24 protein-coding genes are annotated in these 22,762 nt (G+C 65.1%); 21 read left to right on the top strand and 3 right to left on the bottom strand.

Features of this window, described 5'->3' with window-relative positions; genetic code table 11:
* The first annotated feature begins 54 nt into the window (after positions 1 to 54).
* The 18 genes from CEW83_RS15785 (at position 55) to ccmI (ending at position 16,333) form a co-directional block, all read left to right on the top strand.
* A complete protein-coding gene (locus tag CEW83_RS15785) occupies positions 55 to 1,971 on the top strand; it encodes a histidine kinase (RefSeq protein ID WP_108950190.1) in 1,917 nt (638 codons plus the stop codon).
* Positions 1,968 to 2,612 carry a two-component system response regulator NarL gene (narL, locus tag CEW83_RS15790; RefSeq protein ID WP_108950191.1) on the top strand — a complete coding sequence of 215 codons (645 nt, stop codon included), beginning with the start codon at positions 1,968 to 1,970 and terminating at the stop codon, positions 2,610 to 2,612. Before CEW83_RS15785 ends, narL begins: the two co-directional genes overlap by 4 nt.
* 225 nt (positions 2,613 to 2,837) lie before the next feature.
* Complete coding sequence (gene napF, locus CEW83_RS15795) at positions 2,838 to 3,308, top strand: ferredoxin-type protein NapF (protein ID WP_234418861.1); 471 nt, start codon at positions 2,838 to 2,840, stop codon at positions 3,306 to 3,308.
* Positions 3,305 to 3,559, top strand: coding sequence for a chaperone NapD (locus CEW83_RS15800; protein WP_108950193.1), 255 nt, complete (start codon positions 3,305 to 3,307; stop codon positions 3,557 to 3,559). The genes napF and CEW83_RS15800 overlap by 4 nt, the downstream gene beginning before the upstream one ends.
* A 5-nt stretch (positions 3,560 to 3,564) precedes the next feature.
* Positions 3,565 to 6,111, top strand: a complete 2,547-nt coding sequence (gene napA, locus CEW83_RS15805; protein WP_108951468.1) for a nitrate reductase catalytic subunit NapA — start codon at positions 3,565 to 3,567, stop codon at positions 6,109 to 6,111.
* Positions 6,112 to 6,181: 70 nt separating this feature from the next.
* Complete coding sequence (gene napG, locus CEW83_RS15810) at positions 6,182 to 7,045, top strand: ferredoxin-type protein NapG (protein ID WP_108950194.1); 864 nt, start codon at positions 6,182 to 6,184, stop codon at positions 7,043 to 7,045.
* The gene (gene napH / locus CEW83_RS15815) at positions 7,042 to 7,965 is read left to right on the top strand and encodes a quinol dehydrogenase ferredoxin subunit NapH (RefSeq protein WP_108950195.1); all 924 of its coding nucleotides are present in this window, start codon (positions 7,042 to 7,044) and stop codon (positions 7,963 to 7,965) included. The genes napG and napH overlap by 4 nt, the downstream gene beginning before the upstream one ends.
* Positions 7,962 to 8,411: a nitrate reductase cytochrome c-type subunit gene (locus tag CEW83_RS15820; protein WP_108950196.1), complete on the top strand. Its 450-nt coding sequence runs from the start codon at positions 7,962 to 7,964 to the stop codon at positions 8,409 to 8,411. Before napH ends, CEW83_RS15820 begins: the two co-directional genes overlap by 4 nt.
* Positions 8,412 to 8,433: 22 nt before the next feature.
* A complete protein-coding gene (locus CEW83_RS15825; RefSeq protein WP_108950197.1) occupies positions 8,434 to 9,054 on the top strand; it encodes a NapC/NirT family cytochrome c in 621 nt (206 codons plus the stop codon).
* A 165-nt stretch (positions 9,055 to 9,219) separates the two neighbouring features.
* Positions 9,220 to 9,846, top strand: a complete 627-nt coding sequence (gene ccmA, locus CEW83_RS15830; RefSeq protein WP_108950198.1) for a cytochrome c biogenesis heme-transporting ATPase CcmA — start codon at positions 9,220 to 9,222, stop codon at positions 9,844 to 9,846.
* On the top strand, positions 9,840 to 10,508 hold the full coding sequence (gene ccmB, locus CEW83_RS15835) for a heme exporter protein CcmB (RefSeq protein WP_108950199.1): 669 nt from the start codon (positions 9,840 to 9,842) through the stop codon (positions 10,506 to 10,508). Before ccmA ends, ccmB begins: the two co-directional genes overlap by 7 nt.
* A gap of 39 nt (positions 10,509 to 10,547) precedes the next feature.
* Positions 10,548 to 11,312, top strand: a complete 765-nt coding sequence (gene ccmC / locus CEW83_RS15840; protein WP_108951469.1) for a heme ABC transporter permease CcmC — start codon at positions 10,548 to 10,550, stop codon at positions 11,310 to 11,312.
* A complete protein-coding gene (ccmD, locus tag CEW83_RS15845; protein ID WP_108950200.1) occupies positions 11,312 to 11,521 on the top strand; it encodes a heme exporter protein CcmD in 210 nt (69 codons plus the stop codon). Before ccmC ends, ccmD begins: the two co-directional genes overlap by 1 nt.
* Before the next feature lies 1 nt (position 11,522).
* Complete coding sequence (gene ccmE, locus CEW83_RS15850) at positions 11,523 to 11,969, top strand: cytochrome c maturation protein CcmE (RefSeq protein ID WP_108950201.1); 447 nt, start codon at positions 11,523 to 11,525, stop codon at positions 11,967 to 11,969.
* A complete protein-coding gene (locus CEW83_RS15855; protein WP_108950202.1) occupies positions 11,966 to 13,939 on the top strand; it encodes a heme lyase CcmF/NrfE family subunit in 1,974 nt (657 codons plus the stop codon). Before ccmE ends, CEW83_RS15855 begins: the two co-directional genes overlap by 4 nt.
* A 9-nt stretch (positions 13,940 to 13,948) precedes the next feature.
* Complete coding sequence (locus CEW83_RS15860) at positions 13,949 to 14,542, top strand: DsbE family thiol:disulfide interchange protein (protein ID WP_108950203.1); 594 nt, start codon at positions 13,949 to 13,951, stop codon at positions 14,540 to 14,542.
* 40 nt (positions 14,543 to 14,582) lie between these two features.
* A complete protein-coding gene (locus tag CEW83_RS15865) occupies positions 14,583 to 15,077 on the top strand; it encodes a cytochrome c-type biogenesis protein (RefSeq protein WP_108950204.1) in 495 nt (164 codons plus the stop codon).
* A complete protein-coding gene (gene ccmI, locus CEW83_RS15870; RefSeq protein WP_108950205.1) occupies positions 15,074 to 16,333 on the top strand; it encodes a c-type cytochrome biogenesis protein CcmI in 1,260 nt (419 codons plus the stop codon). Before CEW83_RS15865 ends, ccmI begins: the two co-directional genes overlap by 4 nt.
* A 91-nt stretch (positions 16,334 to 16,424) precedes the next feature.
* Here the strand turns inward: ccmI and alr are convergent, their stop codons facing one another.
* The 3 genes from alr to CEW83_RS21105 form a co-directional block, all read right to left on the bottom strand.
* The gene (gene alr, locus CEW83_RS15875) at positions 16,425 to 17,486 is read right to left on the bottom strand and encodes an alanine racemase (protein ID WP_108950206.1); all 1,062 of its coding nucleotides are present in this window, start codon (positions 17,484 to 17,486) and stop codon (positions 16,425 to 16,427) included.
* An 84-nt stretch (positions 17,487 to 17,570) separates the two neighbouring features.
* Entirely contained in the window at positions 17,571 to 19,061 is a 1,491-nt protein-coding gene (locus CEW83_RS15880; RefSeq protein ID WP_108950207.1) for a methyl-accepting chemotaxis protein, read from the bottom strand.
* Positions 19,062 to 19,103: 42 nt separating this feature from the next.
* The gene (locus CEW83_RS21105; RefSeq protein WP_159099476.1) at positions 19,104 to 19,256 is read right to left on the bottom strand and encodes a hypothetical protein; all 153 of its coding nucleotides are present in this window, start codon (positions 19,254 to 19,256) and stop codon (positions 19,104 to 19,106) included.
* Positions 19,257 to 19,550: 294 nt separating this feature from the next.
* Between CEW83_RS21105 and CEW83_RS15885 the strand changes: the two genes are divergently transcribed.
* The 3 genes from CEW83_RS15885 to CEW83_RS15895 are packed head-to-tail and all read left to right on the top strand — an operon-like array spanning position 19,551 to position 22,755.
* Positions 19,551 to 20,885, top strand: coding sequence for an NAD(P)/FAD-dependent oxidoreductase (locus CEW83_RS15885; RefSeq protein ID WP_108950208.1), 1,335 nt, complete (start codon positions 19,551 to 19,553; stop codon positions 20,883 to 20,885).
* Complete coding sequence (locus tag CEW83_RS15890; RefSeq protein WP_234418862.1) at positions 20,882 to 21,916, top strand: hypothetical protein; 1,035 nt, start codon at positions 20,882 to 20,884, stop codon at positions 21,914 to 21,916. Before CEW83_RS15885 ends, CEW83_RS15890 begins: the two co-directional genes overlap by 4 nt.
* Positions 21,913 to 22,755 carry a MipA/OmpV family protein gene (locus CEW83_RS15895; RefSeq protein WP_108950209.1) on the top strand — a complete coding sequence of 281 codons (843 nt, stop codon included), beginning with the start codon at positions 21,913 to 21,915 and terminating at the stop codon, positions 22,753 to 22,755. The genes CEW83_RS15890 and CEW83_RS15895 overlap by 4 nt, the downstream gene beginning before the upstream one ends.
* The last annotated feature ends 7 nt before the right edge of the window (positions 22,756 to 22,762 follow it).

Below are 22,762 nucleotides of genomic sequence, written 5' to 3' on the forward strand. Positions count from 1 at the left end.
TTGTTCGGGGTACCCCCTCATATCCGGGTTTTCTCGGGTTTCAGGAGCGGGAAAATGACTGGACGTCTGTTTGACGGGCTGGCGCGACGCTCTATCCTGTGGCTGGTCGCGCTGGCCATGGCGGCGCTGACGCTGATCGGTCTGGCGGGCATGAGCACCTCGGTACTCGTGGCCGAGACGGTGCAGGGCAGTGCGAGCGCCATCAACGTCGCCGGCAGCCTGCGCCGGCTCACCCACCGCATGGCCAGCCTGGTCGTGGCCGACGTGCTGGAGGAGAAAGTCGCGACCGAGCGCGTGCTGGCGTCGGTCAGGGAGTTCGAAGAGAGTCTCGTTCATCCGGCGCTGCTGCGCGTGATCGAACGCACGCCGGATAGCGTGTTCGCGGCGACCTATCGGGGTGCCGAGGCCGCCTGGCGTCTGAGCGTCAAACCCCGTGTCGATGCGATCCTGACCGAGGGCCCCCCGCCTTCGCGTGAAGGCGTGGCCGCCTTGCTGACCGAGGTCGATGCCTTCGTCGAACAGCTCAACACGCTGGTGGCGGTGCTCGAATTCGACACCGAGGAGCGCATCGGGGACTTGCGCCAGATTCTTGCGCTTGCGATCGGGCTGACGCTGTTCGTGGTGGTGCTGGCGCTGGTCTTGCTCCAGCGTCGGGTGTATCGGCCGCTCAACGCATTGCTACTGGCGGCCAACCGCATTGCGGCTGGCGATCTTTCTGCGCAGGTGAGTCACACCGGACGCAACGAGCTCGGACAGCTCGGGACAGCTTTCAACACCATGACGGGCGAACTGTCCAAGCTCTATCGTGACCTGGAAAGCCGGGTCGAGGCCAAGACGGCCGAGCTTCAGCGCAGCAACCGGGCGCTGGAGCTGCTGTATCACGCGATTGCACGCCTGTACCACGCGCCGGCAGCGCCTGAGGCTTACGAGGCCACGCTGCGCGACATCGAGCAGGTGGCGGGGCTGCGGGGCAGTCTGGCCTGCATCGAGCCGCGCCATGACGGGCCGGCTTCCGTGATCGCGAGTTCGATCGGCCCGTGCCCCGACCATGTCGAGAGCGGGGTAGAGGCCGAGCTGGCCTGTGCGCGCTGTCGTTCGCACTCGGGTGGCTGGAATTACGAGCGCGAGGGCGACCACGACCTCTTGCGGGTCCCCTTGCGTGATGCTGAGCGTCACTTCGGCACGTTGCGTCTGGCGCTGGCGCCCGGGCAGCGGCTCGAAGCCTGGCAGCAGCAGCTGGTCGAGGCGCTGTCGCGCCATGTCGGAATGGCACTTGGGGCCGCACGGCGCAGCGAGCAGGCGCGCCTGCTCGCCCTGCAGGAGGAGCGCTCGGTGATTGCCCGCGAGTTGCACGATTCGCTCGCGCAGGCCCTGTCCTACATGAAGATCCAGGTCAGCCTGGTGCAGCCACTGGTGGGCGACCCCGCGCGCAGCGCCGAGGCCGAGGCCATCCTTGCCGACCTGCGCGAGGGCATCAGTGCCGCCTACCGCCAGTTGCGCGAGCTGCTGGTGTCGTTCCGGCTCAAGATGACGGGTGATTTTTCGGAGCTGCTGCAGGCCGCAGTGGACGAGTATGCGAGCAAGGGCAAGATCGAGGTCGAACTCGAAACCCGGCTTGCCGACTGCCACCTCGGCCCCAACCAGGAGGTGCATGTGCTGCATATCATCCGCGAGGGCCTGTCGAACATGGTGCGACATGCGCATGCAAGCAAGGCCTGGCTGAGCCTGAAGTGTGATGCGGACGGTGAGTTCTCCGTCGTGCTCGACGACAATGGTGTGGGGCTCGGCGAGCCGGTCTCCGATGCACGCAACCATCATGGCCTTGCGATCATGCGCGAGCGTGCGTGCAGCCTGGGGGGGCGTTTCGACATTGCCCCCCGGCCGGGCGGGGGAACGCGGGTCAGTCTGCGTTTTCGTGCCGGCACCGCGATCGTGACCGAGACACCCATCGCATTCGGGAGCGTGAAATGAGCGATGTCCAGAGCGTCATCATCGTCGATGATCACCCGCTGTTCCGCAAGGGCCTGATCCAGCTGCTGAAGACCGTCCCCACGCTGAACCTGATCGGCGAGGCCGCCGGCGGAGAGGAGGGCCTGGCGCTGGCTGTGCGCCTGCAGCCGGACCTGATCCTGCTCGACCTGAACATGAAGGACATGAACGGGATCGAGGTCTTGAGCGCCATCCGCGCCGCCCGTCTCGACAGTCGCGTGGTGATGGTGACGGTGTCCGATCATGGCGAGGACCTGGTCGCCGCCTTGCGCGCGGGGGCCGATGGCTACCTGCTGAAGGACATGGAGCCCGAGGCCATGGTCGATGCGCTGCGCGATGTGGGCAGTGGCCGCATCGTCATCTCCGACGAGCTCACCCACCTCATGGCCGCCGCCCTGCGCGGCCCTGCGCAGCCCGAGTCAATTGCCGCTGCCGGACTGACCGAGCAGGAGGTGCGAATTCTCGAGCAGATCTCCGGCGGCCTGTCGAACAAGCTCATCGGACGCGAGCTCGACATCGCCGAAGGCACGGTGAAGGTCCACGTCAAGCACATCCTGCGCAAGCTCAAGATGCGCTCGCGGGTGGAAGCCGCGGTGTGGGCGGTCGAGCACCTGCGCAGCTAGACGTCTATTTCCTTCGTTGTAGTTTGCAGTGTTATCCGCACCTTACCTCGCGCATCCGGTCATGCGCATCGAAGCCGCATAACTGAGAGCCATTCTCGTCTTGATGCCCATCAATGACGCACTCCGGGCAAGGGTTTTCAATGTCCCTATTCGCTATACGGGAAAACCCTCTTGGAACCTGCAGCCCTTTCGCGCCGAAGTTTTTTGCGTGGCCGCATCCGCACCGTGAACCCCGCCCAGCGTCCACCGTGGGCGCTTGACGAGGCTGCCTTCATCGAGCGTTGCACGCGCTGCGACGCCTGCATCAAGGCCTGTCCGACCGGCATTCTGATTCATGCCGACGGCGCCTATCCGGCAGTCGATTTCAGCCACGGGGAGTGCACCTTCTGTGGCGAGTGCGTGAGTCGCTGCGAACCGGCGGCGTTGCAGCGCGCGGCGGAGGATGCTCCGGCGTGGCGTCTGCAGGCGCACATCGGGGATGCCTGCCTGGCAATGAGCGGCGTGGAGTGCCGGGTCTGCGGCGAGGCCTGTCCTGCGGGGGCAATCCGTTTTCGCCCGCGTCTTGGCGGCGTGGCGCTGCCGGCGCTGACGCTGGAGAGCTGCAATGGTTGTGGTGCCTGTTTCGCCCCCTGCCCGGTCCGGGCAATCACGGTGAAGGCAGGGGAGATGGATATGGCGAACAAGGAGAGCACATGAACATCGCAAGCCTGGTAGTGCGGGCGAAGCCCGAGGATTTCGCCGTCGTGCACGACTTTCTGAAGCAGGTGCCCGGCGTTGAAGTGCAGGGTGAATCGCTCGAAACCGGTCGCATCGTCGTCACCGTGGAAGACGGTGAAGGCTGGTCGGTGACCGACTCGATACTGAAGGTGAATCTCGGCCCCAGGGTGCAAGGGGTGACGCTCGCCTACGAATACACGGATGAAGGTCTCGAAAACCTGGAGGCATGAAGAAAATGAGCATGGACAGACGCGAATTCATCAAGGCCAATGCGGTTGCGGCCGCAGCGGCAACGGCGGGCATCAGCATTCCGGTGGTGGCGCAGGCGCAGGCCAGGAATGGCGACGGCACCAAGGTGCGCTGGGACAAGGCCGCCTGCCGCTTCTGCGGTACCGGCTGTTCGGTGCTGGTCGGCGTGCAGAACGGCCGCATCGTTGCCACTCAGGGCGACCCGGATGCACCGGTCAACCGCGGCCTGAACTGTATCAAGGGCTACTTCCTGTCGAAGATCATGTACGGCGACGACCGTCTGACCAAGCCGCTGCTGCGCATGAAAGGCGGCAAATACGACAAGAACGGCGAGTTCACGCCGATCTCGTGGGATCAGGCCTTCGACATCATGGCCGACAAGTGGAAGGCCGCGATCAAGACCCACGGCGCCGACTCGATCGCGATGTTCGGTTCCGGGCAGTGGACGGTGTGGGAAGGCTATGCGGCGGCCAAGCTGTACAAGGCCGGTTTCCGCACCAACAACCTCGACCCCAATGCGCGTCACTGCATGGCGTCGGCTGTTACCGGCTTCATGCGTACCTTCGGCATCGACGAGCCGATGGGCTGCTACGACGACATCGAGAACGCCGACAGCTTCGTGCTGTGGGGCTCGAACATGGCCGAGATGCACCCCATCCTGTGGAGCCGCATCACCGACCGCCGGCTGTCGAAGGAAGGCACCGAGGTTCATGTGCTGTCGACCTTCGAGCATCGTTCCTACGAGCTCGCCGACAACCCCATGATCTTCGTGCCCAACACCGATCTGGCGATCCTGAACTACATCTGCAACTACATCATCCAGAACAAGAAGGTGAACACCGAGTTCGTCAGCCGCAACGTCAATTTCAAGATGGGCGAGACGGATATCGGTTTTGGCCTGCGCCCGAACCATGTGCTGGAAGCGAAAGCCACCAATAACGGCTATCCGGGCGCGGACGGCAAGCCCAAGGGCAATGCCAGCGCGGCCAAGGACATCACGTTCGACGAGTTCGCCAAGTTCGTGTCCGAGTACACCGCCGAGAAAGTGTCCAAGCTGTCCGGCGTGCCGGTCGCGAACCTGCAGCGCATGGCCGAAACTTATGCCGACCCGAACCGCAAGGTGGTGTCGTTCTGGACCATGGGCTTCAACCAGCACACCCGCGGTACCTGGGTGAACAACATGATCTACAACGTGCATCTGCTCGTTGGCAAGATCTCGGAGCCGGGCAACAGCCCGTTCTCGCTCACCGGTCAGCCCTCGGCCTGCGGTACGGCGCGCGAAGTCGGCACGTTTGCCCACCGTCTGCCGGCAGACATGGTGGTTGGCAATCCGATGCACCGCGCCATCGCCGAAGAGATCTGGAAGCTGCCCGAGGGCACGATTCCGTCCAAGGTCGGCCTCCACGCCGTGGCCCAGAGCCGCGCGCTCAAGGACGGCAAGGTCAAGTGCTACTGGACCTCGACCACCAACAACATGCAGGCCGGCCCCAACATCAACGACGAGGTCTATCCGGGCTGGCGCAACGAAGAGGCTTTCGTTGTGGTGTCGGACGTCTATCCGACGGTGTCGGCGATGTCGGCCGACCTGATCCTGCCCTCGGCGATGTGGACCGAGAAGGAAGGCGCCTACGGCAACGCCGAACGCCGCACCCAGTTCTGGCGCCAGCAGGTGGCGCCGCCGGGTGAGGCGAAGAGCGACCTGTGGCAGTACATCGAGTTCGCGAAGCGCTTCAAGGTCGAGGAAGTGTGGCCGGCCGAGCTCATCGCCAAGATGCCGGAGTACAAGGGCAAGACCCTGTACGACGTGCTCTACGCCAACGGCCAGGTGAACAAGTTCCCGCTGTCCGACATCGAGAAGGCCAACAGCCACGCGATCAAGGGCTACACCAACGACGAGTCGAAGGCGCTGGGCTACTACCTGCAGAAAGGCCTGTTCGAGGAGTACGCACGTTTCGGTCGCGGTCATGGTCACGACCTCGCCGACTTCGACGTGTATCACAAGGCGCGCGGTCTGCGCTGGCCGGTGGTCGATGGCAAGGAAACCCTGTGGCGCTTCCGCGAGGGCTACGACCCGTACGTCAAGACCGGCGAAGGGGTGAAGTTCTACGGTCACAAGGACAACAAGGCCGTGGTGTTCGCGCTGCCCTACCAGGATCCCCCGGAAATGCCGGACAAGGACTTCGACATGTGGCTGTGTACCGGTCGCGTGCTCGAGCACTGGCACACCGGCTCGATGACCCGTCGCGTGCCCGAGCTGCACCGCTCGGTGCCCGAGGCCCAGGTCTTCATGCATCCGGATGATGCCAGCAAGCGCGGTCTGCAGCGTGGCATGGCGGTGAAAGTCGCTTCGCGTCGTGGCGAGATCGTCGCCCGGCTCGAAACCCGCGGCCGCAACAAGCCGCCGGTGGGCCTGATCTTCGTGCCCTTCTTCGATGAGGGCCGGCTGGTCAACAAGCTCACGCTCGATGCCACCTGCCCGATCTCGAAGGAAACCGACTTCAAGAAGTGCGCAGTCAAGGTAACCAAGGCCTGAAACCACGAGGCGTGAGACTGACACCTGCGGTGCCGATGGGGCACTGCAGGTGGCCGGACACACGACAATCATGAGTAAAACCAAGAATACGACCGCTTCCGCGCCTGCCAGCACCGGCCCGGCCACGTCACGTCGCCGCTTCCTCAAGGATGCGGCAGGCGTGGCGGGCGGGGCGGGTCTGCTCGCGCTCGGGACCGGTCTGTATTCCCGACAGGCTTCGGCGCTGCCGGCGACGGCGATCCGTCCGCCCGGCGCGCTGGCCGAAGCCGATTTTCTGGCTGCGTGCGTGCGTTGCGGGCTGTGCGTGCGTGACTGCCCGTATGACACGCTGAAGCTCGCGCAACTCGGCGACGGCGTGGCCACGGGCACGCCTTACTTCGAAGCGCGCAAGATTCCGTGCGAGATGTGTGAAGACATCCCCTGCGTGGCGGCGTGCCCTACCGGTGCGCTCGATCGCGGGCTGAGCGAGATCGGCGAGGCGCGCATGGGGCTCGCGGTGCTGATCGACCAGGAAAACTGTCTCAATTTCCTCGGTCTGCGCTGCGACGTCTGCTACCGGGTGTGCCCGGTGATCGACAAGGCCATCACGCTGGAACTGGTGCATAACCCGCGCTCCGACCGTCACGCCATGCTGCTGCCGACGGTGCATTCGGACGCCTGCACTGGTTGTGGCAAGTGCGAGCGTTCCTGCGTGCTGCCGGGCGAGTCCGCCATCAAGGTGTTGCCGCTCAAGCTGGCGCAGGGTTCCAAGGCCGAGCATTACCGCCGCGGCTGGGAAGAGAAGGCCGAAGCCGGCGGCTCCCTGATCGGCGATCAGGTCGAGATGCCGGTTCGGGGGCTCGAAGGCAAGGCCTACGGCGACACCCGCGTAGGACCGGGTGATGCACCTGCTACGGCTGAAAAGAGCGGCATCGACTCGGGGTGGAAGCCATGAGCGCGAATGCCCAGAGCCGTGGCGCGGTGCCGCCAACCAGCGTGCGCGGTGCCGCGATGCGCGGCGTGGTCGCACGTCCGGGCGCGGAAGCCATCGAAGCCAAGGGCTGGTTGATCGCGCACAAGTGGCTGCTGCTGCGGCGTGCCAGCCAGCTCGGCATTCTCGCGCTGTTCATGGTCGGGCCGTGGTTCGGCTGGTGGATCGTCAAGGGCAATCTGGCTTCGAGCCTGACCCTGGGCGTGCTGCCGCTGACCGATCCCTTCCTGATCGCACAGCAGGCCGCTGCCGGGCACTGGCCGTATCGTGAAGCGTTGATCGGCGGCGGCATTGTGATGGCTTTCTATCTGCTGCTCGGTGGCCGCATGTTCTGTGCCTGGGTGTGTCCGGTCAATCTGGTGACGGATGCCGCAGCCTGGCTGCGGCGCCGGCTTGGCCTCAAGGGCGGCAAGGTGCCCTCGGCCAACACCCGTTACTGGCTGCTCGGCTTCGTGCTGGTGCTGGCTGCGGTGACCGGGTCGCTGGCATGGGAGTGGGTGAATCCGGTGTCGATGTTTCATCGCGGGCTGATCTTCGGTTTCGGTCTGTCGTGGGGCATCGTCGGCGGCATCTTCCTCTACGACCTGCTGATCGCGCCGCGTGGCTGGTGTGGCCACCTGTGTCCGCAGGGCGCTTTTTACGGACTGATCGGCAAGAGCGCGATGCTGCGCGTTTCGGCCAACCGGCGCAGCGCCTGTAACGACTGCATGGACTGCTTTGCAGTCTGCCCCGAACCTCAGGTCATTCGTCCCGCGCTCAAGGGTGTGGGGCAGGACCATCCGCTGATCCTCGATGGCGACTGCACCTCGTGTGGCCGCTGTATCGATGTCTGTGGCAAGGACGTTTTCCGTATTTCGACACGATTTGACAGGAGCGAGTCATGAACAAGAAGACCCGACAAATTGCACTCGCGCTGATGGTCGCACTGGGCCTGAGCGCGGCCGCTGTGCCAGTCGGCGCGCAAAACGTCAGCAGTATCCGCGGCGCGGACGTTTCGGCCAACGAGCTGCCGGCGGGCAGTTTCAAGCCGGTGCCCGACCAGCCGCCGATCCAGCGCGACTATGTGCAGCAGCCGCCCTTGATCCCGCACAAGGTGGAGGGCTACGAACTGACCAAGAATTTCAACCGCTGCATGGATTGCCATGCGTGGAGCCGCTACAAGGAGACCGGGGCGACCAAGGTCAGCCTGACGCACTTCAAGGACCGCGACGGTGGCGAGTTGTCCAACATCTCGCCGCGACGCTACTTCTGCATGCAGTGCCACGTGCCGCAGATGGATGCCAAGCCGCTTGTCGGCAACACCTTCCAACGTGCCGAGGGCCTGCGCTAAGGCCGCCTGACCGGGGATAGACATGACTGAAAAGAAGGGAATGCGGCAGAGGCTGCGCAACGCCGGCTGGGGCGCCATCGTGCTGCTCTTTGCCGCCGGCATCGTGTTCTGGGGCGGGTTCAACTGGGCCCTGGAAATGACCAACACCGAGAAGTTCTGCATCTCGTGTCACGAGATGGAGGACAACGTGTTCCAGGAGTATCGCAACACGATCCACTACCAGAACCGCACCGGCGTGCGTGCGACCTGCCCGGACTGCCATGTGCCCAAGGAGTGGGGGCCGAAGATGATCCGCAAGATCAAGGCATCAAGGGAGGTCTATGGAAAGATCATGGGTACGATCAATACCCGCGAGAAGTTCCAGGAAGAGCGACTGCGCCTGGCAGAGAACGAGTGGCGGCGGATGAAGGCCAACAACTCGCAGGAATGCCGCAACTGCCATAACTACGAGTACTTCGACTACTCCGTTCAGGGCCGGCGCTCCAACCAGATGCACCAGGCCGGGCTGGCCGAAGGCAAGACCTGCATCGACTGCCACAAGGGCATCGCTCACTCCCTGCCCGCAGTGGATCAGAGCATCGGCGCCGATCACGGCGGCGTCGCCCCCGAGGTCTTCCACCCCACGCCACCGAAGGCTGAATAAGACCTTCTGTCCGTCGGCGGCTTCCGGCCCGGTACGCAGTCGACGACTGTCGTGCCGGGCCGGAAGCGTTCAAGGCGTCCGGAAACGCGGCAATTTTGTCGTGTGAGCGGGTTTATAAGCAGAAAACGTTTCAGCCAGCGCCGTGCTGTGGTTCAATCCGTCCCCATGCTCGAAGCCGACAATCTTGCCTGCCTGAAAGGCGACCGCCTGCTGTTTCGTGGCCTCGCCCTGCGCCTGGCGGCGGGTGAGCTGCTGCGGATTGCCGGCCCCAACGGGGTGGGCAAGACCAGCCTGCTGCGGCTGGTCTCCGGGCTTGCGCTGGCCGAGGCGGGAGAGGTGCGCTGGAAGGGGACGGCCATCGGCCGCGACCGCGAAGCATTTCACCGCGACCTGCTTTACCTGGGTCACGCGCCTGCACTCAACGACATGCTCACACCGCTCGAGAACCTGCAGTTTGCCGTTGCCGCCGCGGGCGACGATGCTGACGCCGAAACCTGCATGCAGGCGCTGGTGCGCATCGGCCTTGCCAATCAGCTCGATCTGCCCGCGCGGGTGCTTTCCCAGGGACAGCGCCGCAGGGTGGGGCTGGCACGCCTGTTTCTGTCCGGTCGGCGGCCCCTGTGGGTGCTGGACGAACCGTTTACCGCGCTCGATGTGGGCGCCGTCGAGGATCTGGCGGGCACGCTGTCGGACCATTGCACGTCTGGCGGCATGGTGATGCTCACGACGCACCAGGATGCACCATTCGCCGTGCCGCCCAAGGTGCTCGATGTCGGGGCGTTTGCGTGCTGAGGACCTTTTTTGCCGTTCTGCGCCGTGATCTGTTGCTGGCCTGGCGGGGCCGGGCCGACGTCATGGTGACGCTGGCCTTCTTCGTCATCGTGGTGTGCCTGTTTCCCTTCGGTGTCGGTGCCGAGCCCAACCTGTTGCGGGCGATTGCGCCCGGCGTGCTGTGGGTGGCGGCCTTGCTGGCCTGCCTGTTGTCGCTGCACCGCCTGTTTGCACAGGACTATGCCGACGGAACTTTGGAGCAGCTGCTTCTGTCAAGTGAGCCGGCAGTGCTGTGGGTGCTGGCGAAGGTGCTGGCGTTCTGGCTCACCACAGGCCTGCCTGTCGTGGCGGTGGCACCCGGCCTGGCGCTGTTACTTGACCTTGAGCAAGGCGCGTTGCCGGTGCTGGTCTTAAGTTTGGCGCTGGGTACCCCGATTCTTGCCCTGCTGGGCGCGGTCGGCGCAGCGCTGACACTGGGTGTACGTGGTGGTGGCATGCTGCTGGCACTGCTGATCCTGCCGCTGTTCGTGCCGGTGCTGATTTTCGGTGCCGGCGCGGTGGAAGCCGAGGCTTCCGGCACGGGGGCGGTGGCGCATCTGCTGCTGCTTGGCGGCGGTCTTGCCGGGGCCCTCGCACTGGCACCACTGGCGTGCGCTGCATCGTTGCGTATTTCGACTGAATGACCTGACATGGCCTCTGGCCCAAACGACCAAGACACTCGCATGAACTCAAGTCCGCGTGGTCCCAGCCTGCTCCGTTTTGCCGCTCCGCAGAATTTCTATCCGCTGGCCGGGCGCATGGCGCCCTGGTTTGCGGCGATCGCCGTCGTGCTTACGCTGGCCGGCTTGTGGCTGGCGTTCTTCGTGGCGCCGGTCGATGCGACGCAGGGCAACGTGTATCGCGTCATCTTCATCCACGTGCCGGCGGCATGGATGTCGATGTTCATTTACCTGGTGATGGCATTCTGGTCGGCGGTCGGGCTGATCATGAACACCCGCCTGTCTTTTGTCATGAGTCAGGCGCTGGCGCCAACCGGCGCGATGTTCTGTTTCGTGGCCTTGTTGACCGGTGCCTTGTGGGGGCGGCCGACCTGGGGTGCATACTGGGTGTGGGATGCGCGCCTGACCTCGCAGCTGCTGCTGCTGTTCCTCTACTTCGGCTTCATCGCGCTGACCCGTGCCATCGAGGACCCGCGCCGCGGCGATCGTGCCGGTGCCATCATCGCGCTGGTCGGGGCCGTTAATGTGCCAGTCATCTACTTTTCGGTTAAATGGTGGAACACCCTGCATCAGGGGGCGTCGGTCAGTCTGACCAAGGCGCCGTCGATGGCCACCACCATGCTGGTCGGCATGCTGGTGATGGCGTTTGCCTCATGGGCCTACACCCTCGCGGTGACCCTGTGGCGGGTGCGGCCGATGATTCTCGAGCGCGAGCGTCACACCGAATGGGTGGGGGCGGTGCTCGATCGTGAAGGAGCGCGAAGCTGATGCAATGGGAGTCGTGGTCTGCGTTCTGGGACATGGGTGGTGCGGGCGCCTTCGTATGGGGCAGCTATGGCATCACCTTCGCTGTTATCGCGCTGGAACTTGTGCTGGTGTTTCAGCGTCGGAAGGACACCGTGAAGCGGTTGTTGCGCTGGCGCCGCGCGGTGGGCAAAGATGGATCGGGGCGCGCTGCCGCCCGCATGGAGTCTTGATATGAAACCCCGTAGCAAACGCATGATGCTGGTCGGTGGTGGCGTGGCGCTGCTCGTTGCAGCCGTTGCGCTGGTGTTGTCCGCTTTTCAGCAGAACCTGGTGTTCTTTCACACGCCGACCGATGTCATGGAGGGCAAGGCGCCCACCGGCAAGACCTTCCGCATTGGCGGTCTGGTCGAGGACGGATCGCTGCAGCGCGAAGCCGACGGGCTCACCGTCCGCTTTGCCATCACCGATACTGCCAAGGTGATCCCGGTCACCTACAAGGGCACGCTGCCCGACCTGTTCAAGGAAGGCAAGGGTGCCGTGATCCAGGGCTCGCTTGGCGCGGACGGTCAGTTCCGCGCCACCGAAGTGCTGGCCAAGCACGACGAGAACTACATGCCGCCGGAAGCCGCTCACGCGGTTGAAGAAGCACAGAAAACCGCCGCGACGGTGAGCCAATGATCCCCGAACTTGGTCACTTTGCCCTTGTCATGGCGCTGGTCCTGTCGCTGGTGCAGGCCGTTGTGCCGCTCGTGGGGGCGTCGCGCAACAATCCGTCGATGATGGCCGTTGCCCGGCCTGCGGCGCAGGGGCAGTTCGTCTTCGTGGTGTTTGCCTTTGCCTGTCTGACCTGGGCCTTCATCAACAGCGATTTCTCGGTTCGACTGGCTGCGGTCAACTCCAACAGCGATACGCCGCTGATGTACAAGATCACCGGCGTGTGGGGCAACCACGAGGGCTCGCTGCTGCTGTGGGCGATGTCGCTGTCGCTATGGACCGTGGCGGTCAGCGTGTTTTCGCGCAGCGTGCCACAGCCGTTTCTGGCGCGGGTCATCGGTGTGCTGGGCTGTGTCAGCGTCGGCTTCATCGCCTTCATGCTGGTGACATCCAACCCCTTTGACCGCCTGCTGCCGGGTGCGGCGGAGGGGCGTGACCTGAATCCGCTGCTGCAGGATCCGGGCATGATCATTCACCCACCGCTGCTGTACATGGGCTATGTCGGATTCTCGGTCGCGTTCGCGTTCGCCATTGCGGCACTGCTGACCGGACGCCTGGACGCGGCATGGGCGCGCTGGTCGCGGCCATGGACGATCGCCGCCTGGGTCTTCCTCACTGCCGGCATCATGGTGGGTTCGGCCTGGGCGTATTACGAACTGGGCTGGGGTGGCTGGTGGTTCTGGGATCCGGTGGAAAACGCCTCGTTCATGCCGTGGTTGCTGGGCACCGCACTGATCCATTCGCTCGCGGTAACCGAAAAGCGCGGTGCGTTCCGCAGCTGGACGGTGCTGCTGGCCATTGGCGCGTTTTCGCTGTCGCTGCTCGGTACCTTCCTCGTGCGCTCCGGCGTGATCACCAGCGTGCACGCCTTCGCCACCGACCCGGCGCGCGGCATGTTCATTCTCGGCCTGCTGGTGCTGGTGATCGGGGTGTCGCTGCTGCTGTACGCGTGGCGTGCGCCGCGCCTTACCGGTGGCGGCAGCTTCGGCCTCGTTTCGCGCGAAACCACGCTGCTGGGCAACAACGTGCTGTTGGCGGTGGTGTCGGCCTCGGTGCTGCTGGGTACGCTGTATCCGCTTTTCCTCGACGCGCTCAACATGGGCAAGATCTCGGTCGGCCCACCGTATTTCGAGGCGGTTTTCGTGCCGCTGATGACGCCGGTCGTGGTGCTGATGATGTTCGCGCCCTTCCTGCGCTGGAAGAACGACAAGGTGGATGCGGTCGCAAGGCGCCTGGCCCCGGCCGGCGTTGCGAGCATCCTCATTGGCGTGGGCGGTGCATTCGCGATCGGTCATCCGACCTGGCGCACGATGCTCGGGCTCACCCTTGCGGCATGGGTCGTGCTGGCGAGCTTCCAGCTGCTTGCCAGTCGTCTGCGTGAGCGTGCGGGTGCAACGATGTCGAGTCGTCTTTCCACCATCCCCGCTGCATGGTGGGGCATGTGGACTGCCCACTTCGGCATTGGCATCTTCATCATTGGCGTGACGCTTGTCAGCAGCATCGATGCCAGCCTCGACTTGCGCATGAAGGAGGGTGACCGTGCCGATTTTGCCGGCTACAGCTTCAACTTCAAGGGCGTGGAGCGCATTGCGGGACCCAACTACGATGCCTCGCGGGCAACGATCGAACTGAGCAAGGACGGGAAGCTCGTAGACCTGCTGACGCCGGAGAAGCGCGTGTATCGCGCCATGGGCATGCCGATGACGGAAGCCTCCCTCAATATCGGCCCCTTCCGCGATATCTACGCCTCGCTCGGCGAGCAGTTGCCGGAGGGTGACTGGATCGTGAGTCTGCACCGCAAGCCCTTCATCAGCTGGATCTGGGTGGGCTGCATCCTGATGGCGCTCGGCGGCATTTTTGCCGCTGCAGATCGTCGTTACCGCCGTCTGGCCGAACGCAGCGCCCCCAAGGGTGCTGCGCAGCAAGCCATCTGAGAAGCATTCATGAAAGCCAAGTTCCTTGTTCCGCTGTTCCTGTTTCTGCTGTTGATCGGATTTCTCGGTTTCGGTCTCACCCTCAACCCACGGGAAGTGCCGTCGCCGCTGATCGACAAGCCGGCGCCGGCGTTCCGGCTCGCACGGCTTGATCAGCCCGAGCAGACCTTTGGTCTCGACGAGATGAAGGGCCAGGTGTGGTTGCTCAACGTATGGGCGTCGTGGTGTGTGGCCTGTCGTCAGGAGCACCCGGTGCTGGTCGAACTGTCCCGCCGCGGCGTGGTGCCCATCGTCGGCCTCAACTACAAGGAAGTGCGAGGCGATGGTGAAATCGACGCCCGCGGCATGGCACTCGATGTCGAGACCGGGCAGGCGATCGAGCGCGCGCGTGGCTGGCTGAGCCGCCACGGGAATCCCTATCAGTTGTCGGTGATGGATATCGACGGCAGGGTGGGGATCGATTTCGGCGTCTATGGCGTGCCTGAAACCTTCCTCATCGACAAGCAGGGGCGCATCCGCTTCAAGCAGATCGGGCCGGTCACGCCTGAGAATCTGAAAAACGTGCTGATGCCCAAGATCGAGGAGTTGCAGCGTGCAGGCTGAGCATTTTGTATCGGGGCGACGCCTTGTCGGGGCCCTGCTCATGGTGTGTGCGTTCGGCAGCGGCGCAATGGTTCATGCCGCCGAGCCGGGTACTGCCACGCCGGTGGTGGCCAATCAGGCGCTCGAGGATGAAGTCCTGGAGCTCTCTCACAAGCTGCGCTGCCTGGTGTGCCAGAACCAGTCGATTGCCGAATCGAACGCGCCCCTGGCGATCGATTTGCGCAATCAGGTGCGTGAGCAGCTTGAAAGCGGCAAGAGCAAGGATGACGTGATCGACTATCTGGTCGAGCGCTACGGTGACTTCGTGCTCTACGAGCCGCCGTTCAAGGCCACCACGATGCTGCTGTGGGGTGGCCCCGCTGCGCTGCTGATCGGCGGCGCGGGCTGGCTTGCCCTGCGGCTGCGCCGGCGTCAGGCTGAAGCTGCCGCTCAGGAAAACCTTTCCACCGCGGAGCGCGATCGTGCCCGCGCACTGCTTGCGGGCGATACGCCCGTAACCGCAGACATCCCGTCTGCCGAGGAGCCCCGTTCGTGATCACCTTCCTGATTGTCGCCGGCCTGTTGGTGGCCGGCGCCTTGCTCATGGTCGTCCCGCCATTGCTCGGGCGCGGTCGTGACGCTTCCGTTACGCCGGCTGCGGCCGATGCCGAGCAGGCCGCGACGGCCATGCTGGTGCTGCGTGAGCAGCTCGCTGATCTTGATGCCGAACGGGCTGCAGGCGGAATCGACGACGCCACCTATGTGCGCAGCCGCGATGAACTCGAGCGCCGTGCGCTGGATGAGGGCAAGGTCATGGCGCCCAGCGCCAGCGCCCGCCCCGCCCGCGTTTGGGCGGTGCTGGTGGGGCTCGGTGTGCCGGTAATGGCGGCGATGATCTATCTCTCGGTCGGCACGCCGGACGCGCTCAACCCGCAGAAGGTCGCTGGGCAGCAGACCTTCTCCCCCGAGCAGATCAGGGAGATGGTCGGCACGCTCGAGGCCCGTCTCGAGAACGAGCCCGACAACGTCGAAGGCTGGGCCATGCTCGCCCGCTCCTGGCTGGTGCTGGAGAACTACCCCGAGGCTTCCAAGGCCTACGCACGGCTCGCCGAACTGATCCCGGACAATGCCGACGTGGTTGCCGACTGGGCCGACGTTGTGGCAACCAAGAACGGCAGCATCATTGGCGAGGCGGAGACACTGGTTGCGCGTGCGCTCGAGATCGACCCCAACCACGTCAAGTCGCTCGCACTGGCGGGTACGGGCGCGTACCAGCGCGGCGATTTTGCGGCTGCAGCAGCACTGTGGGAGCGCATCCTGGCGCGCGTTCCGCCCGGGCAGGAGATCGAGGGGCAGTTGCGTGCGAGCATCAATGACGCGCGCGAAAGGGCTGGATTGCCTGCACTCGCGGCTTCGGCCGGGCAGCGGATGCCGCCTGCACAGGCTGTGGCGAACGGTGAGGGTGCTGCGGACAGCGCACTGAAGATTGCCGGCCGGCTCGACGTCGCTCCTGCGCTGCGCGATCAGGTGCTGGCGGACGACACGGTGTTCGTGTTCGTGCGCGGCGGCGCGGGTGGACCGCCGATTGCCGCCCTGCGCTTCAAGGGCAGCGAGTTGCCGCTCGACTTCAGCTTCGACGGCGTTCCCCGCATGTCGGGCAACGCACCTCTGCCGGAAACACTGGCGCTGGCCGTGCGGGTGTCCAAGTCCGGTGATGTGATGGCCAAGCCGGGCGACCTCGAAGGACGGATCGACGGCCTGGCAGCGGACGCCAGCGGCGTGGCGCTGACCATCGAGAAGGTGCACCAGTAAGCCGGGGAGGGTGCCCCAGGTTCAGGCCTGGGGCCGACGCTGCGCGGGAGTAGCGACGACATGCGCCGCGTCCCGGTTTCTGCCCCGGTGCTTAACCGAGATATTCGAAGCGGACCCGCTTCACGTTGCACAGCAGCTCGTAGGAAATCGTGCCGACACCCGCCGCGATGCGGTTGATCGATATCTGACGGCCCCAGAGCTCGACCCGGCTGCCAATGCCTGCGTCGGGGAGGTCGGTCAGATCCACCGTCATCATGTCCATCGAGACCCGGCCGATCAGGCGGGTGAGCTTTCCATCCACCGCGACCGGCGTCCCTTCGGGCGCGCTGCGCGGATAACCATCGGCGTAACCCATTGCCACCAGGCCGACGCGTGTCGGCACCTCGGCGACGAAGCGGCCGCCGTAGCCCAGCACCGCACCCGCCGGAATGTCGCGCACCGCCATGATCTGGCTCTCCAGCGTCATGACCGGAAGCAGCCCGTGATTCTCCTCGGGCATCGGATCGGCACCGTAGAGCAGGATGCCGGGGCGGCCCCAGTCACGGTGCGCGTCCGGCCATCCGAGAATGGCACTGGAGTTGGCCAGGCTGCGCAGCCCGGGCAGGTCGCGGGTACCGGCGTCGAATGCGGCGATCTGCTCCGCGGTGGTGGCGACATCGGGCTCGTCCGCGCGCGCGAAGTGCGTCATCAGCGCGATGTCGGAGACCTTGCCGGTGTCATTCAGGCGTTGCCAGGCACCCCGCACCCTGTCGGGCAGGAAGCCGGCGCGGTTCATGCCCGAGTTGACCTTGAGCCATACGTGCAGCGGCGCGCTCAGCGCCCGGGACTCGATCATCTCGATCTGCGGATCGTGGTGCACGACCGTCCACAGCTGGTGGCGCACGACCTCATCGAGTTCGGCCGCGTCGAACACGCCTTCCAGGAGCAGGATTGGATGGGTGATGCCGGCGGCGCGCAGTTGCAGCGCCTCGTCCAGAAAGGCGACGGCGAAACCGTCCGCCTCGGCCGCCAGCGCGCGGGCGCACTCGACTGCGCCGTGCCCATAGGCATTGGCCTTGACCACAGCGAAGGCGCGCCCGCCATGTCGTGATCGTGCAAGCCGGTAGTTGTGACGAAGGGCTTCGAGGTCAATCAGGGCACGGGCGGGACGCATGGACAGGAGCTATCTGGAAAAAAGCGGAATGGTGCGCCTTATCGGGGGTGACTGCAATCCGGCTGGCGCGCCGTTCCCGGTCGCTCAGGACAGGCGGAAGCGCTGCACCGCCTGGGTCAGCGCCGCCGCCGATCGCTCCAGTCCGCCGACTTCCTGTGCGACCTTGCTCGCCGAGTCGGCGCTGTCCTGTGCCATGTTGGCGATGGACTCCACCGAGTGTGCAATCGCGCCGGCGCCTTCCTGCTGCTCGAGCAGCGAGCGGGCGATGGCCTCGACGACGCGCTCGACCTTGCCCGCCTCGTCGGTGATCTCTGCGATCGAGCCTTCCGCTTCGGCCGCCAGTCGGGTGCCGTTTCCGACCCGTGTTACCGCGTCCTCGATGCTGCCAAGCGCGGCACTGCGACTGTTGCGGATGTCGTCGATCATGGCGGAGATCTCTTCGGTGGCGGCCGCGGTGCGCTCTGCAAGCTTGCGTACCTCGTCGGCAACAACCGCGAATCCGCGGCCCTGCTCGCCGGCACGTGCGGCCTCGATCGCGGCGTTGAGCGCGAGCAGGTTCGTCTGCCCGGCAATGTCCTTGATCAGCCCGACCACCTCGGCCACCCGCTCGGACTGCTTGCCCAGCTGTTCGACGTTCTTTGCCGAGTCACGGATGGTGGAGGCGATGCTGCCGATCTCGTCGAGCGTGGCATTGACGACGCGGGCCCCGGCGCGTGCTGCCGCGCCAGAATGTGCGGCGAGTTGCCGGGCCGACTCGGCCTCGCTCGACAGCGTCGAGATGGCGCCGGTGAGGCCTTCGATCTGGGTGGACATGCCGACCGTCGCCTGCCGCTGCCGCTGCATCAGTTCCGCGACCACGCCGGACTGGCGGTCGAGCGCGCGTGCGCTCCCCGCCACCGTGCTTGCCTCGCGCTCGACCTGTGTGAGCGTGCTGCCAAGCTCGGCGCGCATCTTCGCCACCAAGCCGAGCAGGCCGTCAGCGGTCTGGGTGGCAGCACCGGGCCGCAGATCGCCTTCGCCGATCCGGGTTGCCAGTTCCGCAACCCGGGCCGATTCGACGGCGTCGCGCTGCAGGCTGACCGCCATGTACATCAGCATTCCGGCCTCGACGACGACAAAGGCGGCGTGAAGCGCAACGCGGCCCAGACCGGTCGAGCCCTCGAACACATAGACCCCCCAGTTGAGGGCCTGAAGGTAATTGAAGCTCAGGTGATGAACCGCGATCAGCAGCGCAGCGGCGAGGATGGGGCGCCAGTCGCGGTAGTAGAGCAGGAAGGCGAGCAGGGCGAAGATGCTGAAATGCACCTCGGTGAGGCCTTGCGTCTGCTGAATGGCCAGTGCGGAGAACACCATCAGCGCGCAGGCGACGGCGATCCGGCTGACGAGTGTGCCGGGCGCGAGTCGATGGATCAGCACCGGAACGGCGAGTGCGGGCAGCCCGACCGCGAGCGTGATCGACCACGTACCGGTGGCACCTGCCACCCCGAGGGTGATCAGCAGCAGCGCAGCGAGCGTGACCAGCATGACACGGTCTGCGTGAATCCGGTAGGCGCTCAGGAGGTCATCAGTCGTCATCGTCGTGATCCGGTGGTGAAGCAGGGTGGAAACGCTTTCGGCTCATCGCGTGAAACATGCCGTGCCGGGCGGAGCGTCCATCATCGACACCCCCAGCAGCACCGCGCTGTAGCCCAGCCAGCCGGCAAGAATGAACCATGCCCACGCGGCAGGCAGGCGCTTTCCCTTGTCTGGCTTGCTCTGGTTCAGGTCCATGGCCTTGTAATCCTTTCGGTCTATGCAGTCACGTCGGATGAGGAGAGGCAGAGTATGACTTTTTGTCTAGGACAAATCATCAGGAATTTTGCCGGCGTGCGATCCGGCGTCGACGTGCATGCAAATGCAATGGGGTCGGGGCAGGGCGATCCTGGCTGATTCGCGCGCCTGTTTGAGCTTGCGCAATTCCGCTGAAGATACGGCTACGGTATAGTCCGCAGCTTGAAGCCGGTGCGCCGACCTTCCGCACATCCGCGCGGCGCCCGCCACTCCGTACCAGATGGTGATTCTGTCGTGAATACAAATGAACTTCCGTCCTCCGCACGGGCGTGTGATGTGCTCGTCATCGGGGGCGGGCCGGCGGGCTCGACCGCGGCGGCGCTGCTGGCCGGGAAAGGGCATCGTGTCACCGTCCTCGAGAAAGCGCACCACCCGCGTTTCCATATCGGCGAGTCCCTGCTCCCGGCCAATCTGCCCCTGTTCGAGAAACTCGGCGTGGCCGACGAGATGCGCGCGATCGGGATCCGGAAGTACTCGGCCGAGTTTGTGTCGCCCCAGCATGCCGAGCAACAGCGTTTCAATTTCGGTGAGGCATGGGACAAATCCATGCCCTATGCCTATCAGGTGCGTCGTGCCGAGTTCGACCACATCCTGATCCGCAATGCGGCGGCCAAGGGTGCCGAGGTGATCGAGGGCTGCCGGGTGAAGGACCTCAGCTTTCATGCGGACGGCGCCACTGTCAGTGCCGAGCACGAAGACGGCCGTCGCGAGCGCTGGTCGGCGCGCTTCGTGATCGACGCTTCCGGCCGCGACACTTTCATCGCCAATCGCATGCGCGCCAAGCATCGCAACCCGCTGCACAACAGCTCGGCGATCTACGCGCACTTCGCCGGCGTCCGGCGTCACGACGGCGACGCCGCGGGGAACATCTCCATCTACTGGTTCGAGCACGGCTGGTTCTGGGTGATCCCGCTGGCCGACGGTGCAACCAGTATCGGTGCGGTAACCTGGCCCTACTACATGAAGCAGCGCGCCGGCCGCTCGCTGGACGACTTTCTCGCCGACACGATCGCGCTGTCGCCGGCCCTGGTCGAACGCATGCAGGGCGCGAGCCGGATTTCGCCGACGGAGGCGACCGGCAACTTCTCCTACACCACTGATCACACGCACGGGCCGCACTACATTCTGCTTGGCGATGCCTATGCCTTCATCGACCCGGTGTTCTCTTCGGGCGTGATGCTGGCCATGCAGGGTGCCTTCTTCGGCGCCGACGCGGTCGACACCTGCCTGCGTCAGCCCGAGCGCAGCAAGGCGGCCATGGCGCGTTTCGACAAGCTCGTCCGTCATGGTCCGAAGGCCTTCTCGTGGTTCATTTACCGCATGACCAGTCCGACCATGCGTGACCTGTTCATGGGCCCGCGCAACCTGCTGCGCATGAAGGAAGCGCTGCTCTCGCTGCTGGCGGGTGACATCTACGGCAAGACGCCGATCTGGCCCTCGCTGCTGGCGTTCAAGACGGTCTATTACCTGTCGGCCCTGCGCCACCTGCCGCGCACGCTCGCGGCCGGGCGCAAGCGCAAGCGCGACATCCTGCCGGTGGAAGACGGTGAGACGGTGGTGCGCGGATGAGCGGCGGTTCGAAGTTGCAGTTGCTGTCGCCGCTGGATGTCGATGCACCGCTGCCCTCCGCCATCGATCCCGCGCGCGTCTTTGGCGAGATCCGCTTTGGTGAGGACTGTGCGGCGGGCGAGGCGTTTCCGTGTCTGCGCGTCTGTTCGCCCACCCTGGTGCCGGCGAACCCGTGGCGGGCCGTGTGGCTCTCCGATCATGCCCTCGTTGCCGGCCGCCACGGACAGGTGGCCTATCGTCACGACGATGAACTGATGTACGGCGTGATCTCGGTCGATGAGTCGGCGTTCGTCGATACGCCATCGGCGAGCGCCTTGCAGCAGGCCGCCGAGTTCGCCTACCGCGAGGTCTTTGCCGCGCTGGCGCACGCCGGCTTTCCCGGCTTGCTGCGGGTGTGGAACTACCTGCCGCGGATCAACGAGATCGAGAACGGGGTCGAGCGCTATCGCAAGTTCAACATCGGCAGGCAGGATGCCTTTGCCGCCTGCGGCCGCGCGCTGACCGGACGAGTGCCTGCGGCCAGCGCGCTCGGGGTGCGCCACGGCGCGCTCGAGATCGGCTTCTTTGCGGTGCGGCGCGCCCTGCTTGCGGTCGAGAACCCGCGCCAGGTCAGCGCCTATCATTACCCCGAGACCTATGGCCCGCGCAGCCCGACCTTCTCGCGCGCGGCGGTCAGCAGCAGCATGGTGCAGGATGTGCTGTTCATTTCGGGTACGGCGAGTATCGTTGGCCATCAGACCCTGCACCATGGCGATGTGGCGGCGCAGACGCGCGAGACGCTGGTGAATATCGATACCGTGCTGGCCGAGGCGGCGCGGGTTGCCCCGCTGCTGAGTCCGGCGCGTGAGGATCTGGCGTGCCTGGGCTACGTGCGCGACCCTGCGGATCTTGAGCGCATCCGCGCCGAGGTGCGGCGCGTGATCGGGGATGAAACACAGGTGTGCTACGTTCAGGCGGATATCTGTCGCACCGACCTGCTCGTCGAAATCGAAGCCAGCGGTGGCCACCCGACTCAAGGAGCTCGTTCATGAAACCGAACGCACTGTCATCGTTTGCATTAGGTGCGCTGCTTGCCGCAGTGGCGGCCCTGCCGGCGCATGCCGGCGAGGAAAAGCCGCTGTGGGAGCTGGGCCTGGGCGTGGGGGCGGTGTCCTTTCCCGACTACCGGGGCTCCGACCGGCAGCGGGTGCATGGGCTCGCAGTGCCGTATTTCGTGTATCGGGGCGAGTTCTTCAAGGCCGACCGTGACGGCATTCGCAGCATCTTCTTCGACAGTGACCGGGTACAGCTCAATCTGAGTATGTCGGCCTCGCTCCCGGTGGACAGCGACGGCAACAGCGCCCGCCGTGGCATGCCCGACCTCAAGCCGACGGTGGAGATCGGGCCCTCGCTCGAGTTCAACCTGTGGCGCACCGACTGGCACAATGCGCGCATCGACCTGCGCCTGCCGGTGCGTGCAGCCTATACCGTGAAGGGCCCGGTCAAACACGTGGGCGTGACCTTCACCCCCTTCATCAACCTCGACATCGACCCCTTCGGCGACTCGGGCTGGAACCTCGGCATGATGGCCGGGCCGATCTACGCCAATGCCCGTCAGCATCGTTACTTCTACGATGTGAAGCCGGAGTTCGCGCTGTCCGACCGGCCGGCTTACGAGGCCTCGGGCGGCTACTCGGGCGCCCAGTTCATCACCGCGCTGTCGAAGCGCTTCGACCGTTTCTGGGTGGGCAGCTTTCTGCGCTACGACACCCTGCGCGGCGCCGCTTTTGCCGACAGCCCGCTGGTTCAGCGCGATCACGCCTGGGCCGCCGGCGTGGCCATTGCCTGGGTGATCGGTGAGTCCTCGCGCAAAGTCGTGGTGGAAGACTGAGGCACGC

This window comes from Parazoarcus communis, assembly GCF_003111645.1.
Taxonomy (GTDB): Bacteria; Pseudomonadota; Gammaproteobacteria; order Burkholderiales; family Rhodocyclaceae; genus Parazoarcus; species Parazoarcus communis_A.

Excerpts from the sequence above, each read along its gene's own strand:
- CEW83_RS15865 (WP_108950204.1), top strand. The coding sequence starts at position 14,583 with ATGGTGTGTGCGTTCGGCAGCGGCGCAATGGTTCATGCCGCCGAGCCG.
- CEW83_RS15860 (WP_108950203.1), top strand. The coding sequence starts at position 13,949 with ATGAAAGCCAAGTTCCTTGTTCCGCTGTTCCTGTTTCTGCTGTTGATC.
- CEW83_RS15800 (WP_108950193.1), top strand. The coding sequence starts at position 3,305 with ATGAACATCGCAAGCCTGGTAGTGCGGGCGAAGCCCGAGGATTTCGCC.
- ccmC (WP_108951469.1), top strand. The coding sequence starts at position 10,548 with ATGAACTCAAGTCCGCGTGGTCCCAGCCTGCTCCGTTTTGCCGCTCCG.
- ccmE (WP_108950201.1), top strand. The coding sequence starts at position 11,523 with ATGAAACCCCGTAGCAAACGCATGATGCTGGTCGGTGGTGGCGTGGCG.
- CEW83_RS15880 (WP_108950207.1), bottom strand. The coding sequence starts at position 19,061 with ATGACGACTGATGACCTCCTGAGCGCCTACCGGATTCACGCAGACCGT.
- CEW83_RS15825 (WP_108950197.1), top strand. The coding sequence starts at position 8,434 with ATGACTGAAAAGAAGGGAATGCGGCAGAGGCTGCGCAACGCCGGCTGG.
- CEW83_RS15785 (WP_108950190.1), top strand. The coding sequence starts at position 55 with ATGACTGGACGTCTGTTTGACGGGCTGGCGCGACGCTCTATCCTGTGG.
- napG (WP_108950194.1), top strand. The coding sequence starts at position 6,182 with ATGAGTAAAACCAAGAATACGACCGCTTCCGCGCCTGCCAGCACCGGC.
- CEW83_RS15820 (WP_108950196.1), top strand. The coding sequence starts at position 7,962 with ATGAACAAGAAGACCCGACAAATTGCACTCGCGCTGATGGTCGCACTG.
- CEW83_RS15895 (WP_108950209.1), top strand. The coding sequence starts at position 21,913 with ATGAAACCGAACGCACTGTCATCGTTTGCATTAGGTGCGCTGCTTGCC.
- alr (WP_108950206.1), bottom strand. The coding sequence starts at position 17,486 with ATGCGTCCCGCCCGTGCCCTGATTGACCTCGAAGCCCTTCGTCACAAC.
- CEW83_RS15855 (WP_108950202.1), top strand. The coding sequence starts at position 11,966 with ATGATCCCCGAACTTGGTCACTTTGCCCTTGTCATGGCGCTGGTCCTG.
- napA (WP_108951468.1), top strand. The coding sequence starts at position 3,565 with ATGAGCATGGACAGACGCGAATTCATCAAGGCCAATGCGGTTGCGGCC.
- narL (WP_108950191.1), top strand. The coding sequence starts at position 1,968 with ATGAGCGATGTCCAGAGCGTCATCATCGTCGATGATCACCCGCTGTTC.
- napH (WP_108950195.1), top strand. The coding sequence starts at position 7,042 with ATGAGCGCGAATGCCCAGAGCCGTGGCGCGGTGCCGCCAACCAGCGTG.
- ccmD (WP_108950200.1), top strand. The coding sequence starts at position 11,312 with ATGCAATGGGAGTCGTGGTCTGCGTTCTGGGACATGGGTGGTGCGGGC.
- CEW83_RS21105 (WP_159099476.1), bottom strand. The coding sequence starts at position 19,256 with ATGGACCTGAACCAGAGCAAGCCAGACAAGGGAAAGCGCCTGCCTGCC.
- CEW83_RS15890 (WP_234418862.1), top strand. The coding sequence starts at position 20,882 with ATGAGCGGCGGTTCGAAGTTGCAGTTGCTGTCGCCGCTGGATGTCGAT.
- ccmA (WP_108950198.1), top strand. The coding sequence starts at position 9,220 with ATGCTCGAAGCCGACAATCTTGCCTGCCTGAAAGGCGACCGCCTGCTG.